Source organism: Streptomyces sp. NBC_01465 (genome assembly GCF_036227325.1).
Classification (GTDB): Bacteria; Actinomycetota; Actinomycetes; order Streptomycetales; family Streptomycetaceae; genus Streptomyces.
Genome location: NZ_CP109467.1, coordinates 3,767,727 through 3,783,299 on the forward strand (window position 1 = coordinate 3,767,727; position 15,573 = coordinate 3,783,299).

The 15,573-nt window shown below is 71.6% G+C and carries 15 protein-coding genes; 1 reads left to right on the forward strand and 14 read right to left on the reverse strand.

The genetic code is table 11. The annotated features are described in order from the left end of the window. Positions 1 to 132: 132 nt before the first annotated feature. From OG707_RS17700 to OG707_RS17730, 7 genes are all read right to left on the reverse strand, one after another. Positions 133 to 1,614: a protein kinase domain-containing protein gene (locus tag OG707_RS17700; protein WP_329119337.1), complete on the reverse strand. Its 1,482-nt coding sequence runs from the start codon at positions 1,612 to 1,614 to the stop codon at positions 133 to 135. A gap of 6 nt (positions 1,615 to 1,620) precedes the next feature. Beyond that, on the reverse strand, positions 1,621 to 1,917 hold the full coding sequence (locus OG707_RS17705; protein ID WP_329119339.1) for a hypothetical protein: 297 nt from the start codon (positions 1,915 to 1,917) through the stop codon (positions 1,621 to 1,623). A gap of 90 nt (positions 1,918 to 2,007) precedes the next feature. Next, complete coding sequence (locus OG707_RS17710; RefSeq protein WP_329119341.1) at positions 2,008 to 3,531, reverse strand: class I SAM-dependent methyltransferase; 1,524 nt, start codon at positions 3,529 to 3,531, stop codon at positions 2,008 to 2,010. A gap of 114 nt (positions 3,532 to 3,645) precedes the next feature. Next, positions 3,646 to 4,233, reverse strand: a complete 588-nt coding sequence (locus tag OG707_RS17715) for a small secreted protein (RefSeq protein ID WP_329119343.1) — start codon at positions 4,231 to 4,233, stop codon at positions 3,646 to 3,648. A gap of 192 nt (positions 4,234 to 4,425) precedes the next feature. Further along, complete coding sequence (locus tag OG707_RS17720) at positions 4,426 to 6,768, reverse strand: sodium-translocating pyrophosphatase (protein WP_329119345.1); 2,343 nt, start codon at positions 6,766 to 6,768, stop codon at positions 4,426 to 4,428. Between the two features lie 202 nt (positions 6,769 to 6,970). Next, positions 6,971 to 7,432, reverse strand: coding sequence for an ATP-binding protein (locus OG707_RS17725; protein WP_329119347.1), 462 nt, complete (start codon positions 7,430 to 7,432; stop codon positions 6,971 to 6,973). Between the two features lie 108 nt (positions 7,433 to 7,540). Beyond that, complete coding sequence (locus tag OG707_RS17730) at positions 7,541 to 7,894, reverse strand: STAS domain-containing protein (RefSeq protein ID WP_003967428.1); 354 nt, start codon at positions 7,892 to 7,894, stop codon at positions 7,541 to 7,543. An 81-nt stretch (positions 7,895 to 7,975) separates the two neighbouring features. Here OG707_RS17730 and OG707_RS17735 point away from each other — a divergent pair, with 81 nt between their 5' ends. Next, positions 7,976 to 10,432: a DEAD/DEAH box helicase gene (locus OG707_RS17735; RefSeq protein ID WP_329119349.1), complete on the forward strand. Its 2,457-nt coding sequence runs from the start codon at positions 7,976 to 7,978 to the stop codon at positions 10,430 to 10,432. On the opposite strand, the gene OG707_RS17740 is transcribed toward OG707_RS17735, so the two are convergent. The 7 genes from OG707_RS17740 to ssd are packed head-to-tail and all read right to left on the reverse strand — an operon-like array spanning position 10,395 to position 15,176. Next, a complete protein-coding gene (locus tag OG707_RS17740) occupies positions 10,395 to 10,742 on the reverse strand; it encodes an Rv3654c family TadE-like protein (protein WP_329119351.1) in 348 nt (115 codons plus the stop codon). The two genes, OG707_RS17735 and OG707_RS17740, sit on opposite strands and share 38 nt — an antisense overlap. Then, positions 10,739 to 11,098 carry a TadE family type IV pilus minor pilin gene (locus tag OG707_RS17745; RefSeq protein ID WP_329119354.1) on the reverse strand — a complete coding sequence of 120 codons (360 nt, stop codon included), beginning with the start codon at positions 11,096 to 11,098 and terminating at the stop codon, positions 10,739 to 10,741. Before OG707_RS17745 ends, OG707_RS17740 begins: the two co-directional genes overlap by 4 nt. Continuing rightward, positions 11,085 to 11,273 (reverse strand): DUF4244 domain-containing protein, encoded by a 189-nt coding sequence (locus tag OG707_RS17750; RefSeq protein WP_329119356.1) that lies wholly within the window; start codon positions 11,271 to 11,273, stop codon positions 11,085 to 11,087. The genes OG707_RS17745 and OG707_RS17750 overlap by 14 nt, the downstream gene beginning before the upstream one ends. Before the next feature lie 39 nt (positions 11,274 to 11,312). Next, complete coding sequence (locus OG707_RS17755; RefSeq protein ID WP_329119358.1) at positions 11,313 to 12,083, reverse strand: type II secretion system F family protein; 771 nt, start codon at positions 12,081 to 12,083, stop codon at positions 11,313 to 11,315. Continuing rightward, positions 12,080 to 12,928 carry a type II secretion system F family protein gene (locus OG707_RS17760; protein ID WP_329119360.1) on the reverse strand — a complete coding sequence of 283 codons (849 nt, stop codon included), beginning with the start codon at positions 12,926 to 12,928 and terminating at the stop codon, positions 12,080 to 12,082. The genes OG707_RS17755 and OG707_RS17760 overlap by 4 nt, the downstream gene beginning before the upstream one ends. Beyond that, the gene (locus OG707_RS17765) at positions 12,925 to 14,076 is read right to left on the reverse strand and encodes a TadA family conjugal transfer-associated ATPase (RefSeq protein ID WP_329119362.1); all 1,152 of its coding nucleotides are present in this window, start codon (positions 14,074 to 14,076) and stop codon (positions 12,925 to 12,927) included. Before OG707_RS17765 ends, OG707_RS17760 begins: the two co-directional genes overlap by 4 nt. Continuing rightward, positions 14,073 to 15,176 (reverse strand): septum site-determining protein Ssd, encoded by a 1,104-nt coding sequence (gene ssd / locus OG707_RS17770; protein ID WP_329119364.1) that lies wholly within the window; start codon positions 15,174 to 15,176, stop codon positions 14,073 to 14,075. The genes OG707_RS17765 and ssd overlap by 4 nt, the downstream gene beginning before the upstream one ends. Positions 15,177 to 15,573 lie beyond the last annotated feature (397 nt).

Genomic DNA, 15,573 nt, shown 5'->3' on the forward strand with positions numbered 1-15,573 from the left:
CGTGTACCCAGGAACGCGACGCTGGCAGCCCCCGGACGCGCCAGGGACACGACAAGGCGTCGACGGTGCGAACTACGGGTGAACGCCGGAAGCGGGCGCACGCCCACGTGCCGTACGCCACTCACCCCCGACTCACCCCTGCGCCTGCGCGACCGTCCCCGCCGCGTCCTTGCCGTCCGCCCTGGCGACCGTGCAGATCACCTTGGTGAATCCGGCGTTCCAGTCGTTCTCCGACGGCAGCCAGCCGAGCATCACCTTGTCCGCCCCGGGCGCCCAGCTCGATTCGTACGCGTTGCCGCAGAGCTTGGTGCCGCTGTCGACGGCCTTTTTGCGGCTCATGCCCTGCGGCGTCGGTATGGAGGCGACCACCTGCTCGGTGTGCGGTTTCGAGCAGTCCGTCAGAGGCGCCTCGTAGGTGTCGTCCTTCGGGATGTACCTCCAGCAGTCCCCCACGGACATCGCGCCCGCATCGGGAAGTGCCGCCACATCCTTGGCGGTCTGGGTCCTGCAGCGGTCGGCCCCCTCCCGGCCGGCGGTGGCGGCGTCGGGGAACTTCTCCACCGTCATCACCTGTCCGTCCGGCCAGGCCTCCGCGCAGTTCACCGCCCCCAGATTCGGCGTCCCCTTGAAGGCCTCGCCCGGCCAGACCGCGCTGACGCACTGCCCCGCCGTCGTCCCGTACGGAAAGACAGGACCCGTGGCGGACACCGAAGCCGACGCCGATGCCGAACCAGCCGCGCCGGTGGGCGACTTGCCCGCCTTCGCGTCCTTGTCGCCGTTCCCTCCTCCGCCGAGCGCGAGCGCCGTCCACACGCCCCCGCCGAGCGCCAGAACAACGGCAGCGACCACCGCCAGGACGATCATCTTCCGGCGTGCCGGACGAGGTGCTTCCGGCACCGTGACCGGCGCGCTGTACGGGTTCCAGCCGTCGTACGCCGCCTGGGGCGTCACCGCAGGCGGCAGCCCCTGCGGGGGCGTGCCCGCCGGGGTACTCGGACCGGGCAGCGGCACCCCCATCGGCGGCGCGGGCCCGAACCCCGCGACCGGCCCCTGCGCCACCCTCTCCAGCGCCCGCGCCGCCGCCTCGGGCGCCGTCCGCCGCACCGGGTCCTTGTTCAGCAGACCGTGCAGTACGGGGGCGAGTTCACCGGCGCGCACCAGCGGCGCGGGATCCTCCGTGAGCAGCGCGGTCAGGGTCGCGTACGCGTCCTCGCGGTCGTAGGCGCCGTGCCCCTCGACCGTCAGATACAGGGTCGCGCCGAGCGAGAACAGATCGGCGGCGGGCGTCGGCGGCTCCCCGCGCGCCCGCTCCGGCGCCAGGAACCCCGGCGTGCCCAGGATCCCCGCGGTCGAAGTCAGCCTGGGCTCCCGGGACTCGGGCTGCAGGGCGATCCCGTAGTCGGTCAGCAGGACCCGCCCGTACGGACTGCCCGACACATCGGGTGCCAGCAGAATATTGGCCGGTTTCACATCCCGGTGGAGGATCCCGATCCGGTGCCCGGCCATCAGCGCGTCGAGTACGGCGAGCCCGATCCTGGCCGTCTCGGCGGGCGGCAGCGGCCCTGACTGCCGTACCAGCGCCTGCAGATCGATCGCCTCGGGCACGAACTCCATGACGATTCAGGGGAGTTCATCATGAACCACCACATCGTGGACGGTCGCGACATACGGATGCCCACGGAGCCGCGCCGCATGCCGGGCCTCGCTGCGCGCCCGCGCGATCCGCGAGGCCCGCTCGCCCGCGTCCATCACCCCGCCGCCCGGGACGGCGATCTCCTTGATGGAGACCTCGCACGCCAATTCCTGGTCGTACGCGAGCCAGACCCGTCCCATCCCGCCCGCGCCGAGCTTGCGCAGCAGCCGGTAGCGCCCGGCGACGATCCTGCCCTCGCCCCGATCCGGCGTCTCCCCCACCATGGCGCCTCCCCCGAGACAGCACTCCCCGCACCCTTAAGACGGTAGCCGCGAAGCCACCCCCCACAGGACCCCTTTAACGGGCAAACCCGCTCACTCCACCCCCGCCCCTCCCACCGGCTCCAGGAAGCCCTCCTCCACCAGGAGCCTGATCGCCTGGGGCGTACGGTCCCTGAGTACGACCGGGTCCTCCTCCAGCAACTGCGCGATGGCGTCCAGAATCTGCCCGGCCGTCAGCGTCCCGTCGCACACCCCGGCGAACCCGGCCCCGACCGAGTCCACCTTCGTCGCCCGCCGCATACCGCGGTTCTGACGGAGGATCACATGCTCCGGGTCCTCGGCCCCGGCCAGCCCGACCTGCTCCTGCACCACTTCCTCCACCAGCCGGAACCGGTCGGCCAGCAGCGCCGCATCGTCGTGCGCCCGCAGATACGCCTGCCGCGCGAAGTGCGCCCGTACGGCTTCGCCCAGCGGCTGCTCGACGGGGTGCGGCCACTCCTCCGTCACGATCGAGGGCCGCTCGGCCCCCGACTTGTAGAGCGTGATCCACCCGAAGCCCACGGCCCGGGTCTTGCGCGCCTCGAACTCGTCGAGCCACGCCTCGTACCGCGCCGCGTACTCCGCGGGGTCCGTCCGGTGATCCCCGCTGTCCCGCAGCCACAGCTCCGCGTACTGCGTGATGTCCTGCACCTCGCGCTGCACGATCCACGCATCGCACCCGCGCGGCACCCACGACCGCAGCCGCTCCTGCCACTCCTCGCCGTCCACGTGCTGCCAGTTGGCGAGGAACTGCGCGTAACCCCCCTCGTTCAACCGCTCCCCTGCCCCCTGAACGAGCGAGCGGCACAGATCGTCCCCGCCCATCCCGCCGTCCCGGTAGGTCAGCCGGGCCCCCGGCGAGATCACGAAGGGCGGGTTGGAGACGATCAGGTCGTACGTCTCGCCCTCGACCGGCTCGAAGAGCGAACCCACCCGCAGATCGGCCTCCCCGGCCCCCGACAGCGCCAGCGTGAGCCGGGTGAAGTCCAGTGCCCGCGGATTGAGGTCCGTGGCCGTCACGCTCGTCGCGTGCTGCGCGGCGTGCAGCGCCTGGATGCCGGACCCGGTGCCGAGGTCCAGGGCCGTCCCGACAGGCGTACGCACGGTGATTCCGGCGAGTGTGGTGGACGCCCCGCCGACCCCCAGCACAACCCCTTCGCCGTGCCCGCTCGCCCCGCCGGCCCCGCCGACCGCGCACCCCAGGTCGGAGACGATGAACCAGTCCTGCCCCTCGGGCCCGCCGTACGGCCGCACATCCACCGTCGCCCGTACGTCACCGCCACCGGCCCCCTCCCGTACGAGCCACCCCTCGTCGAGGCAGAGCTCCAGCGGAAGCGCGCCGGCGGCCCGCCCGGCCGCCACGGACTCCTGCAGCAGGAACAGGCGCACCAGCGTCTCGAGCGGACTGTCGCCACGCGTGGCCCGCAACGCGGGCACCGTCTCGCTGCGGGCCAGCGCGGCGTACGCGGGCGCGCCGAGCAGATCGAGCAGCCCGTCGGCGGTGAAGGCGGCCGCGAGCAGGGCCTCGCGCAGCTCGGAGGAACGGTCGGACGCGGGAAGACTGCTGGTCGTACTCACCCGTCCATTGTGTCCGCCCGCACTGACAACCACCGACAGGAGCAGCACTGCGGCCCGGCACCCCCCATGGGTGCCGGGCCGCAGTGCCGGTCGCAGAGACCTGAGCGAAAGCCGCTACGACTTGCCGGCGGACGCCGAGGGCGAGGCCGAAGACGTCTGCACCTTGCAGCCGGGCTGCTTGGCGAGCGCCTTGCCGACGTCGCCCTGCTGCAGCTTCTCGACGGCGCCGCTGCCGGACTTGTTGATCGCGTCCAGGCCGTCGGAGACCTTGGCCAGACCGTCGGCGAACTTCTGCTGGTCGCCGGTGTCCAGCGCGTTGACCTGCTTCACCAGCGCCGCGTAGGCCGCCGAAGCGGTGTTGAGCTCCTTCACGGCGTTCTTCTGCAGGGTCTCGCCGTCGTCCACGGGCGGTGCGCCCGCCTTGTCCAGAGCCGTGGCGATGGCCTTGTCCGCGTCGGACAGGTCCTGGAACGCGGCCGCGTCGGCCTTCTGGATGTCCGCGGGCTTGCCGTCCGCCGCGGTGGAGATGATCGCCTGGTTCGCCTTCGCGCTCTTCGCCAACTGCGGCTGGATCTGCCCGCAGAGCGACTTGGCCCAGTCGTCGAGTTTCTTGTTGCCGTCATCGCTGCTGCATCCCGACAGAGACAGCGACAGCACCAGTACCGCACCGCCGGACAGTGCGGCAGCAAGCTTCTTGTTCACCGGATTGGTCCCTTCCAAGGCTCTCGGCCCCGGAACATACACGCCAAGTGGGCTACATTCGCGTGTCGTACACCCGTTCCGTCCGGTATTGAAGCCATTTGCACCAAGCAGGCGGGGGGAGACAAGGCTCACCACCACCCCGCAGTACTGCCGCGGAATGGTGGTGAGGACGGTGCGGATATGACGCGGACGCTACGAAACCACCGCCGGATCCGGCGACTTGGCCACGTGCTCGTTGTTCTCCTCGTCGCCCACGGCGATCCCGCGCCGCTTGGACACGTACACCGCGCCCACGATGACGACGATGGCGACGGTCGCCACGATCGCCCGCACCCCGGCGCTGGAGTCCGCGCCGTAACTGAACTTGACGACCGCGGGCGCGATCAGCAGCGCCACCAGGTTCATCACCTTCAGCAGCGGGTTGATCGCGGGCCCCGCGGTGTCCTTGAACGGGTCGCCGACCGTGTCGCCGATGACGGTCGCCGCATGGGCCTCGCTGCCCTTGCCGCCGTGGTGCCCGTCCTCGACGAGTTTCTTGGCGTTGTCCCACGCACCACCGGAGTTGGCCAGGAACACGGCCATCAGGGTGCCGGTGCCGATCGCTCCCGCGAGGAACGAGCCGAGTGCGCCCACGCCCAGCGTGAAGCCGACCGCGATCGGCGCCAGCACCGCGAGCAGGCCGGGCGTGGCGAGTTCCCGCAGCGCGTCCCGGGTGCAGATGTCGACGACGCGCCCGTACTCCGGCTCCTCGGTGTAGTCCATGATCCCGGGATGCTCGCGGAACTGCCGCCGCACCTCGTAGACCACGGCCCCCGCCGAGCGCGCCACCGCGTTGATCGCCAGCCCCGAGAAGAGGAAGACGACCGCGGCGCCGAACATCAGCCCGACCAGGTTGTTGGGCTGGGAGATGTCCAGACTCAGGCCCAACTCCCCGGACTTGGCGTGCACGTCCTCCACCGCGGTGGCGATCGCGTCGCGGTACGAACCGAACAGCGCAGAGGCGGCGAGCACGGCCGTGGCGATCGCGATGCCCTTGGTGATGGCCTTGGTGGTGTTGCCGACGGCGTCCAGGTCGGTGAGCACCTGCGCTCCCGCTCCTTCGACGTCCCCGGACATCTCGGCGATGCCCTGGGCGTTGTCGGAGACCGGCCCGAAGGTGTCCATGGCGACGATGACGCCCACAGTGGTGAGCAGACCGGTGCCGGCCAGGGCCACCGCGAAGAGGGCGAGCATGATCGACGTACCACCGAGCAGGAAGGCCCCGTACACCCCGAGGCCGATGAGCAGCGCGGTGTAGACGGCGGATTCGAGCCCGATGGAGATCCCGGCGAGCACGACGGTCGCAGCGCCCGTCAGCGAGGACTTGCCGATGTCCCTGACGGGGCGCCGGCTGGTCTCGGTGAAGTACCCGGTGAGCTGCTGGATCAGGGCGGCCATGACGATCCCGATGGCCACGGCGACGAGCGCGAGGACCCTCGGGTCTCCGCTGTGGCCGCTGATCTCGAGGTCGGTGACGCCCTTCAAGTCGGCGTAGGAGGACGGCAGATAGGCGTAGACCGCGACCGCCACGAGGGCGAGCGAGATCACCGCGGAGATGAAGAATCCGCGGTTGATGGCCGACATTCCGCTGCGGTCGGCGCGCCGCGGGGCGACCGCGAAGATGCCGATCATCGCGGTGACCACGCCGATCGCCGGGACGATCAGCGGAAAGGCAAGACCGTAGTTGCCGAAGGCCGCCTTGCCGAGGATGAGGGCGGCGACGAGCGTGACGGCGTACGACTCGAAGAGGTCCGCCGCCATGCCCGCGCAGTCGCCGACGTTGTCGCCCACGTTGTCGGCGATGGTGGCGGCGTTACGGGGATCGTCCTCGGGGATGCCCTGCTCGACCTTGCCGACCAGGTCGGCGCCGACGTCGGCGGCCTTGGTGAAGATGCCGCCGCCGACCCTCATGAACATGGCGATGAGGGCCGCGCCGAGTCCGAAGCCCTCAAGCACCTTGGGGGCGTTGGCCGCGTAGATCAGAACAACGGTGGAGGCACCGAGCAGACCGAGGCCCACCGTGAACATGCCGACCACACCGCCCGTGCGAAAAGCGATCTTCATTGCTTTGTGGGAGACAGCAGTGAGATCTTTTTCCGCCTCACCCTCCCCGGGGGTCGCTTCTCGCGCAGCAGCAGCAACCCTCACATTCGCCCGTACGGCCAGACGCATGCCGATGTAGCCGGTGACCGCGGAGAATACCGCGCCCACCAGGAAGAACAACGAACGCCCAATGCGCTGCGACCAGTTGTCCGAGGGGAGCAGGAAGAGCAGGAAGAACACGACCACGGCGAAGACGCCGAGTGTGCGCAACTGCCGTCCCAGATAGGCATTCGCGCCTTCCTGCACGGCTGCCGCGATCTTCTTCATGGAGTCGGTGCCCTCGCCCGCCGCCAGTACCTGGCGCACCAGCAGCTGGGCGACGAGCAGGGCCGCCACAGCCACCACGGCGACGACGATCACGATGATGCGGTTGTCGTGGGTCAGTACCGCCATTCGTCCTCCTTGACGCTTGACGCGCAAAGCTCAAGATGTGGACGGATTGTAGGGAGCGGAACCTGATCAAAACAGTGTGCTGCAAAATGGAATTGACCTTCGACTTAATGGGCCAGAACCATTCACACCCATTAAGGATCTAGAAGAAAAGAAAAAGGCCCTGCTCAGCAGGGCCATAAAAAGAATCAAGAAACGCAGGGGTTTACGGAAGAACCGTCGCAGGAGTTGTCGGCCAGCTCATCCGGATGACGCCCCCGGCCTCACCGGAGGTCACTTCCACGTCGTCGACGAGACCGCTGATGACCGCGAGACCCATCTCGTCCTCGCCGTCGTCCTCGGAGCCGTCGATGTCGGCCACGGACGGATCGGAGGCGCTGCGCGCACCGGGAACCGAAGCAGCTCCGCCGCCCTGGCCCGGGACCTCGTCCCCGACCTCGATGGAGAACGCCTTCTCCTCCTCGGTCAGCACGACCCGTACGGGCGCCGCGATGCCGTGCGTACGGTGCAGACCGACCGCCCGGGAACACGCCTCTCCGACCGCGAGCCTGACCTCGTCGAGGACCGCCTCGTCCACCCCGGCCCTGCGTGCCACGGCGGCCGCCACCAGACGGGCCGTCCTGACGTGTTCGGGCTGGGCGCTGAAGCGGAGTTCAACGGTTGCCATGCGATCCCCCTCAGACCTGCGGACGTTCAGACGTGCGGGTGTTGCGAACGTGCATCCCAGGGGACCGGGCTGGGAGCCCGGCACCCCTGCGTTCTCTTCCGGAAGCCGTCAGTCAGTGGCTGCGACGGCTTCGTCGACCGTGGTGTGAATGGGGAACACCTTGGTCAGACCGGTGATGCGGAAGATCTTGAGAATGCGCTCCTGGTTGCAGACCAGGCGCAGCGAGCCCTCATGGGCACGCACACGCTTCAGACCGCCAACGAGCACGCCGAGTCCGGTGGAGTCGAGGAAGTCCACGCCCTCCATGTCGACGACCAGGTGGTAGCTGCCGTCGTTCACCAACTCGACCAACTGCTCGCGCAGCTTGGGCGCGGTATATACATCAATCTCGCCACCGACCTCGACGACCGTACGGTCGCCACCAGGGCCGGACACATTGCGAGTCGACAGGGACAGGTCCACGGATCCTCCAGCACCTTGCTATCGAGCGGCCGTCCCCTCGGGAACTCCCCGGCGGAGCCAGGGAACGGATCGCCAGCCGCGATGGCATTCAATCACTTACCAGCAGCCATGCACGACGCCTTGGGACCATTGTCCGTCACGCCAGTGACACACTCGGTGCCGATGGCCACGAATCACCGTCCCAGACGACCCACTGCGGGCACAGGCGTTCGGCCTGCCCCCCGTGAGGTTCTCGACCGGCTCGCGGCGGGGCCGAGCCGGTCTGCGCGCATCACTCATACGGAGCACTTGCCCCCGCGTGCGGGAACCCATGCCGTCTGGCCGGACCGCATCCGGCCGGAAGTGATCAACGCCATCCAGTCGAGTGGCATCGAGCACCCCTGGACCCACCAGGCGACTGCCGCGGAGCACGCCCTGGACGGCGAATCCGTGGTCATCGCCACCGGCACCGCCTCCGGCAAGTCCCTCGCCTACCTCGCCCCCGTCCTCTCGACCCTCCTCGACGGCTCCGAGGCCCCCAACGGCCGCGGCGCGACCGCCCTCTACCTCGCCCCCACCAAGGCTCTGGCCGCCGACCAGCGCCGCTCGGTCAAGGAGCTCGCCGCCCCGCTCGGCAACGCGATCCGCCCCGCGGTGTACGACGGGGACACCCCCGTCGAGGAGCGCGAGTGGGTGCGCCAGTACGCGAACTACGTCCTCACCAACCCCGACATGCTGCACCGCGGGATACTGCCCTCCCACCCCCGCTGGGCCTCCTTCCTGCGCGCCCTGCGCTACGTCGTGATCGACGAGTGCCACACCTACCGCGGCGTCTTCGGCTCCCACGTCGCCCAGATCCTGCGCCGACTGCGCCGCCTCTGCGCCCGCTACGGCTCGGAGCCCGTCTTCCTCCTCGCCTCGGCCACCGCCGCCGACCCCGCGGTCGCGGCGGGCCGCCTCACCGGCCTGCCGGTGAAGGAGGTCGCCGACGACGCCTCGCCCCGCGGCGAACTGGTCTTCGCCCTCTGGGAGCCCCCGCTCACCGACCTCCACGGCGAACAGGGCGCCCCCGTGCGCCGTACCGCCACCGCGGAAACCGCCGACCTCCTCACCGACCTCACCGTCCAGGGCGTGCGCTCGGTCGCTTTCGTACGCTCCCGACGCGGCGCCGAACTGATCTCCGTCATCGCCCAGGAACGCCTCGCTGAGGTCGACCGCACCCTGGCCCGCCGCGTCGCCGCCTACCGGGGCGGCTACCTCCCCGAGGAACGCCGCGCCCTGGAACGCGCCCTGCACTCCGGTGAACTCCTCGGCCTGGCCGCCACCACCGCCCTCGAACTCGGCATCGACGTCTCCGGCCTCGACGCCGTGATCATCGCCGGCTATCCCGGCACCCGCGCCTCGCTCTGGCAACAGGCCGGACGGGCAGGCCGCGCGGGTCAGGGCGCCCTGGCGATCCTGGTCGCCCGCGACGACCCGCTGGACACGTATCTCGTCCACCACCCCGAGGCGCTCTTCGACCAGCCGGTCGAGTCCACCGTCCTGGACCCCGACAACCCCTACGTCCTGGCCCCCCATCTCTGCGCGGCCGCCTCCGAGATCCCGCTCACCGCGGCCGACCTGAAGCTCTTCGGCCCGGCGAGCGCCGACCTGATGCCCCAGCTGGAAGGGGCCAAGCTGCTCCGCCGCCGGGGCGCGTCCTGGTACTGGACCCGCCGCGAGCGGGCCGCCGACCTCGCCGACATCCGGGGCGAGGGCGGTCGCCCCGTCCAGATCGTCGAGGCCGGCACGGGCCGCCTCCTGGGCACGGTCGACGAGGGCTCCGCCCACACCGCCGTCCACGACGGCGCGGTCCACCTCCACCAGGGCCGTACGTATCTGGTGAAACACCTGGACCTGGAGGACTCGGCCGCCCTCGTCGAGGAGGCCAACCCGCCCTACTCCACGACCGCCCGCGACACGACGGCCATCTCCGTCCTGGAGACCGAGACCGAGATCCCCTGGGGATCGGGCCGCCTCTGCTACGGCTCCGTGGAGGTCACCCATCAGGTCGTCTCCTTCCTCCGCCGCAAGCTCATCACCGGCGAGGTGCTCGGCGAGTCCAAGCTCGACCTCCCTCCCCGCACCCTGCGCACCCGCGCCGTCTGGTGGACGGTCACCGAGGACCAGCTGGACGCCGCCCGCATCAACCCGGAGATCCTCGGCGGCGCCCTCCACGCCGCCGAACACGCCTCCATCGGGATGCTCCCGCTCTTCGCCACCTGCGACCGCTGGGACATCGGCGGCGTCTCCATCCCCCTCCATCCCGACACCCTCCTTCCCACGGTCTTCGTGTACGACGGTCATCCCGGCGGCGCCGGATTCGCCGAACGCGCCTTCCACACGGCCAGGGAGTGGCTCACAGCGACCCGCCAGGCCATCGCCTCCTGCGAGTGCGACGCGGGCTGCCCGTCGTGCATCCAGTCCCCCAAGTGCGGCAACGGCAACGACCCCCTGCACAAACGCGGCGCCATCCGCCTCCTCACGGAACTGCTGCGGGAGGCCCCGCCCGGGCCCTGACCTCGGGCGCGTACGGCCCGAACGCGGCCCGTACGGTCACATCCGCGATCTCCCCGTCCACCCCGCACCGCACGACCCGCGCCCCCTGCGCCGAGGCGACCCGAGCGGCGGCCGCACAGGCGTCCGCCTGCCCCCGCAGCGCCCGGTCGGCCGCGGCGAGCGCCGCCAGATCGGCGGCCCCGCCGGCCCGGTGCCGGGCGACGACCACCTGTCCCATGGCCAGTACGACGGCGAACACAACGCCCAGCGCGGTGGTCACCATGACGCCCCACACGGTCGCGAACCCCCGGTCCCCGCCTGCCCCGTTCACCGCTCCACCCCCACCTCGTCCTCGGCCAGCGCCGCGGCCTCGGCGCTGAGCGTCAGCCCCAGCGGACCCGGCCCCGGGGCCGGCGTGGCAACCCGCACCCGCCAGAGCTCCCCGGCCCGCTCCACCGTCACGGACGCCCCCCGCGGCGCCGCCGACCGGGCGGCGGCCACCGCAGCGTCCTCGGGCTCCGACCGCGCGGCCGCCCTAGCCCCGGCTCTCGCCGCATCCACGCACTGGATCTGCTCGGCGGCCGCCATCAGCGCCCACACCAGCGCCAGCACGAACAGCACCAGCGCCGGGACGACCATCGCCGCCTCCGCGGTCACATAGCCCCGGTCCGCCTCAGAACGGCGCATGGAGTGCCTTCTCCACAAGCCCCTGCAACGCGGCCGCCACCGACCCGCTCGTGACCACCTTGTAGAGCACCGCGGCGAAGGCGCACGCCGCGATCGTCCCCACCGCGTACTCCGACGTGGACATCCCCGTGTCCTTGCCGCCCGCCCGCACCCGGGCCCGCATCCAGTTCCACATGTCAACAACCCCCTTGATCCGTACTGCACTTGCCGTGACTCAGTTGCCGTACAACAGATGGCTCGCCAGGCCGATGACCACCGGCGCCACTCCCACTGCCAGGAAGGCCGGCAGAAAGCAGAGCCCCACCGGAGCCGTGATCAGCACCGACGCCCGCTGGGCGCGGGCCCTGGCCGCCCGGGCCTGCTCGGCCCGCAGCCCCGAGGCCAGCCGGGCCACCGGTCCGGCCGCCGGGGCTCCGGTGGACCCGGCCCGCTCCAGACAGCGGGCCAGCGCCGACGCCCCGGGTATCGCCCCGAACCGCCCCCACGCCCGGGCCGGTTCACCACCGAGCCGCAGCTCCGCCGCCGTCTGCGCCAGCGCCTCGCCGACCCGCCCCCCGAGCGACTCCCCGACCGCCCCGGCCGCCTCGCGCGGACTCGCCCCGGCAGCGACACAGGCCGCCAACAGATCCGCGGCAAGCGGGAGTTCACCGGCCCCGACCTTCTCGCCACCCCCGGTAGGCCTGCGCCGTCGCTGCCACCGCCACACCCCACAGGCCGCGAACAGCCCGACCACACCCCCGGCCACCCCGCCCACCAGCACATATCCGGTGACCACGGCCCCCAGCGGCCCGCCCCATCGCCTCCCCCACACTCCGTACGCGGGCCGCCACCGAGGCCGCCGCTCGCGCTCCATCGCCAGGAGCGCGGCCATCCGCCGGCGCACCAGCCGGTCCCGGCGGCGCTCCTCCGCCTCGAAGACCAGCCACCCCAGGGCGGCCATCACGCACACCACCACCCCCAGCCTGTGGACAACTTCGCCGCTCATGCACACTCCCCCGCTCGTACGATCCGCCCGGCCCACACCAGCCCGGCCGCCTCCAGCGCCCCGCCCACCACCAGACAGCCGATCCCCGCCGGCGAGTGCAGCAGCGTCCGCAACGGGTCGGCGCCAAGACCCGTCCCCAGCAGCAGCCCCATCACCGGCAGCACGGCGAGAATCACCACGGTCGAGCGCGCCCCCGCCAATTCGGCGCGCAGATCGGCCCGTTGGTCCCGCTCCGCGCGCAACGCCCGCTCCAGGCCCTCGAGCCCGGCCGCGAGCCCCGCCCCGCCGTCCACCGAGACCCGCCAGCAGGCCGCGACCCCGACCAGCCCCTCGGCGCCCGGTTCCCGCGCCGCCAGCCGCAGCGCACCGGGTACGTCGCCGCCGAACCGCGCCGCCGCCAGAACCGCCGCCTCCGCCCCGCTGAGCGCCCCCGAGTCCCGTCCCACGGCGAGCAACGCCTGCCCCGGCTGCCGCCCCGCCCGCAGCTCGCCCGCCATGGCCCCGCACAGCGCGATCACCGCATCGACCCGCCTCAACCTCACCCGCGCCTCAGCCGCCCGCCTCAACCGCCGCCCCACCAGGGGCACCGCCACCGCACCCGCGATCAACGGCAGTACGGACTCGCCCAGTACGGCCACCACCACGGCCACCGGCAGACACAGCCACTCCCGCCGCAGCCGACGCCAGGCGGCCCACACGGGCGCCTTCCACACCGGCCCGGCAGCCTCCACCACCGCCCCGTCCGCGAGGAGCAGCCGCGCCCTCCGCAGCCCCTGGTCGCGGCCCACGAGCAGCCACAACGCCACCCCGGAACACAGCACCGCCGCGAACATCGCCCCGTTCATCCCGCATCTCCCCCGATCATCGAGCGCAGCCGCTCCCAGCCCCGCTCGTGCACAAATCCCGCCGCACCCCACCGCAGCGCGGGCACGGTCACCACCAGCCCCGCCCGGTCCCGCTCCAGCACCCTGACCTCCGCGATCCGCCGCTGCCCCGCCCGGTCCCGTACGAGATGGACGACCACGGCCAACGCCGCCGCCAACTGGCTGTGCAGCGCCGCCCGGTCGAGCCCCGCAGCCGTCCCCAGCGCCTCCAGCCGCGCCGGCACATCGGCCGCCGCATTCGCATGGACCGTCCCGCAGCCCCCTTCATGGCCCGTGTTCAGAGCGGCCAGCAACTCGGTCACCTCGGCGCCCCGCACCTCCCCGACCACCAGCCGGTCGGGTCTCATCCGCAGCGCCTGCCGCACCAGGTCCTGGAGGGTCACCCGCCCGGCGCCCTCCTGGTTGGGCGGCCGCGACTCCAGCCGCACCACATGCGGATGGTCGGGCCGCAGCTCCGCCGAGTCCTCGGCCAGGACGATCCGCTCCCCCGCCCCGACCAGCCCCAGGAGCGAGGACAACAACGTGGTCTTGCCGCTGCCCGTCCCACCGCTGACCAGGAAGGAGACCCGGGCCCCGATCAGCGCCCGCAGCACCTCCTCGCCGCCCGGCGGAACCGTCCCCGCCGCCACCAGCTCGCCCAGCGTGAAAGCCTTCGGCCGCACCACCCGCAGCGAAAGGCACGTCGACCCGACGGCCACCGGCTCAAGCACCGCATGCATCCGCGTCCCGTCCGGCAGCCGTGCGTCCACCCACGGCCGCGCATCGTCAAGACGCCGCCCCGCCACCGCGGCCAGCCGCTGCGCCAGGCGCCGCACAGCGGCCGCGTCCGCGAAGACCACCCCCGTCAGCTCGAGCCCGCCGCCCCGGTCCACCCACACCCGGTCGGGCCCGGCCACCAGCACATCCGTCACGGAGGGATCGGCGAGCAGCGCCTGGAGCGGCCCCGTGCCCACCAGTTCCGAGCGCAACTCGTCGGCCGCACCCAGCACTTCGGCGTCCCCCAGCAACCGCCCCTGCTCCCGCAACGCCTCCGCCACCCTGGCCGGAGTCGGCTCGGCCCCGCTCTCCGCCAGCCGCTGCCGTACCGCCTCCAGAAGTCCCGCACTCATGCCACCCCACCCCCGGCCAGCGCCTGCTCCCAGAAGGCCGTACAGAAGCGCGCCAGCGGCCCCCGCACCCGGCTTCCCGGCGGAGCCCCTCCGCCCTGCGCCTCCAACAGCCCTTCCTCCACAGGAAGTTCACCCGCGAGGGGAAGCGCCAGCGCGCGGGCGACCCACTCCTCGTCGAGCCCCGACCCATAGGGGCCGCGCACCACCGCCCGCAGATCCGTGAGCACCATGGACACCATCGAGGCGACCCGCCCGGCCGCCGCGACCGCCCGCAGCTCTCCCGGCACCACGAGCAGCCCCAGATCCAGCTGCGCCAGCGCCTCCGCCACGCTCTCGTCGACCCGCCGCGGCAGATCCACCACGACCACCCCGCCGCCCCTGCGCGCGGCCGCCAGCACCGTGCGCATGGCGTCCGGCGCGATCATCACGGCGTCCTTGCGATCCCAGCTCAGCACCCGCAGTGCGTGAAGTTGCGGCAGCGATTCCTCCAGCGCGGCCCCGCCGACCCGCCCCTTGGACCGGGCGAAATCCGGCCACCGCCGCCCTTTCGCCTGCTCTCCGCCGAGAAGTACGTCCAGGCCGCCGCCGAGCGGATCCCCGTCGATCAGCATGGTCCGCTGCCCGCTGCGTGCGGCCGTGACCGCCAGCGCGCAGGCGAGCGTCGACGCCCCGGCCCCGCCGCGCCCGCCGATCACCCCGACGGTCAGCGCCTGCTTCCCGACCCCCTCGGCCACATCGGCGATCCGCTCGACGAGCCAGCCCTCCGCGTCGGGAAGCATCAGCACATGGTCGGCGCCGATCTCCACGGCACGGCGCCAGACATCGGGATCGTCCTGGTCCTTGCCCACGAGATACACCCCGGGTCTGCGCACGGCACCGCGCACCCGGGACGCCGCATCGCCGCCGACCAGGATCAGCGGCGCACCCTCCCAGTGGCCCTTACGGTCCGGCACCCCGTGATGGACTTCCGGTTCCGCTCCGGCCGCCGCGCACAGGCGCAGCAGGTCGTCCAGAAGTTCCGCATCCTCGGTGACGATCAGTGGTCCGCCCCTGCGTTCCCCTGCAGTCGACAGACGATCAGGCGTGATGGATCCAGCCACGATCTCCGCCCCCTCTCACTGCGATTGATTCGAGCCGCGAAGTTCGGGCTCGCAATCACCGTGCAGGGATCCTGGATATTGAGTGGATCTTGCTCAAAAACTGTGGACAAGCGAACGGTTGTGAATATGTCGGCCACTCTTACCGGTGACTTCCGGAGCGCAGCGCAACCGCTACACAACGTGACGAGTCTTGATGGTCAGAGGAAGGCGCCGGCACGGCGGAGCGCGAAGGAGACCGACGGGAAGAGAAAAGACACCGGAGCCGAAAATGCGTCCGGACATGCGACGACCCCAGCCGGGGGGGAGAGCTGGGGTCGTCCCCACGGTCGACTCGGGGGGGGAGGAGCCGAACCGGGGTAGCACGGTCGCGAACGATCCGTGACTTCCATGGTGTACC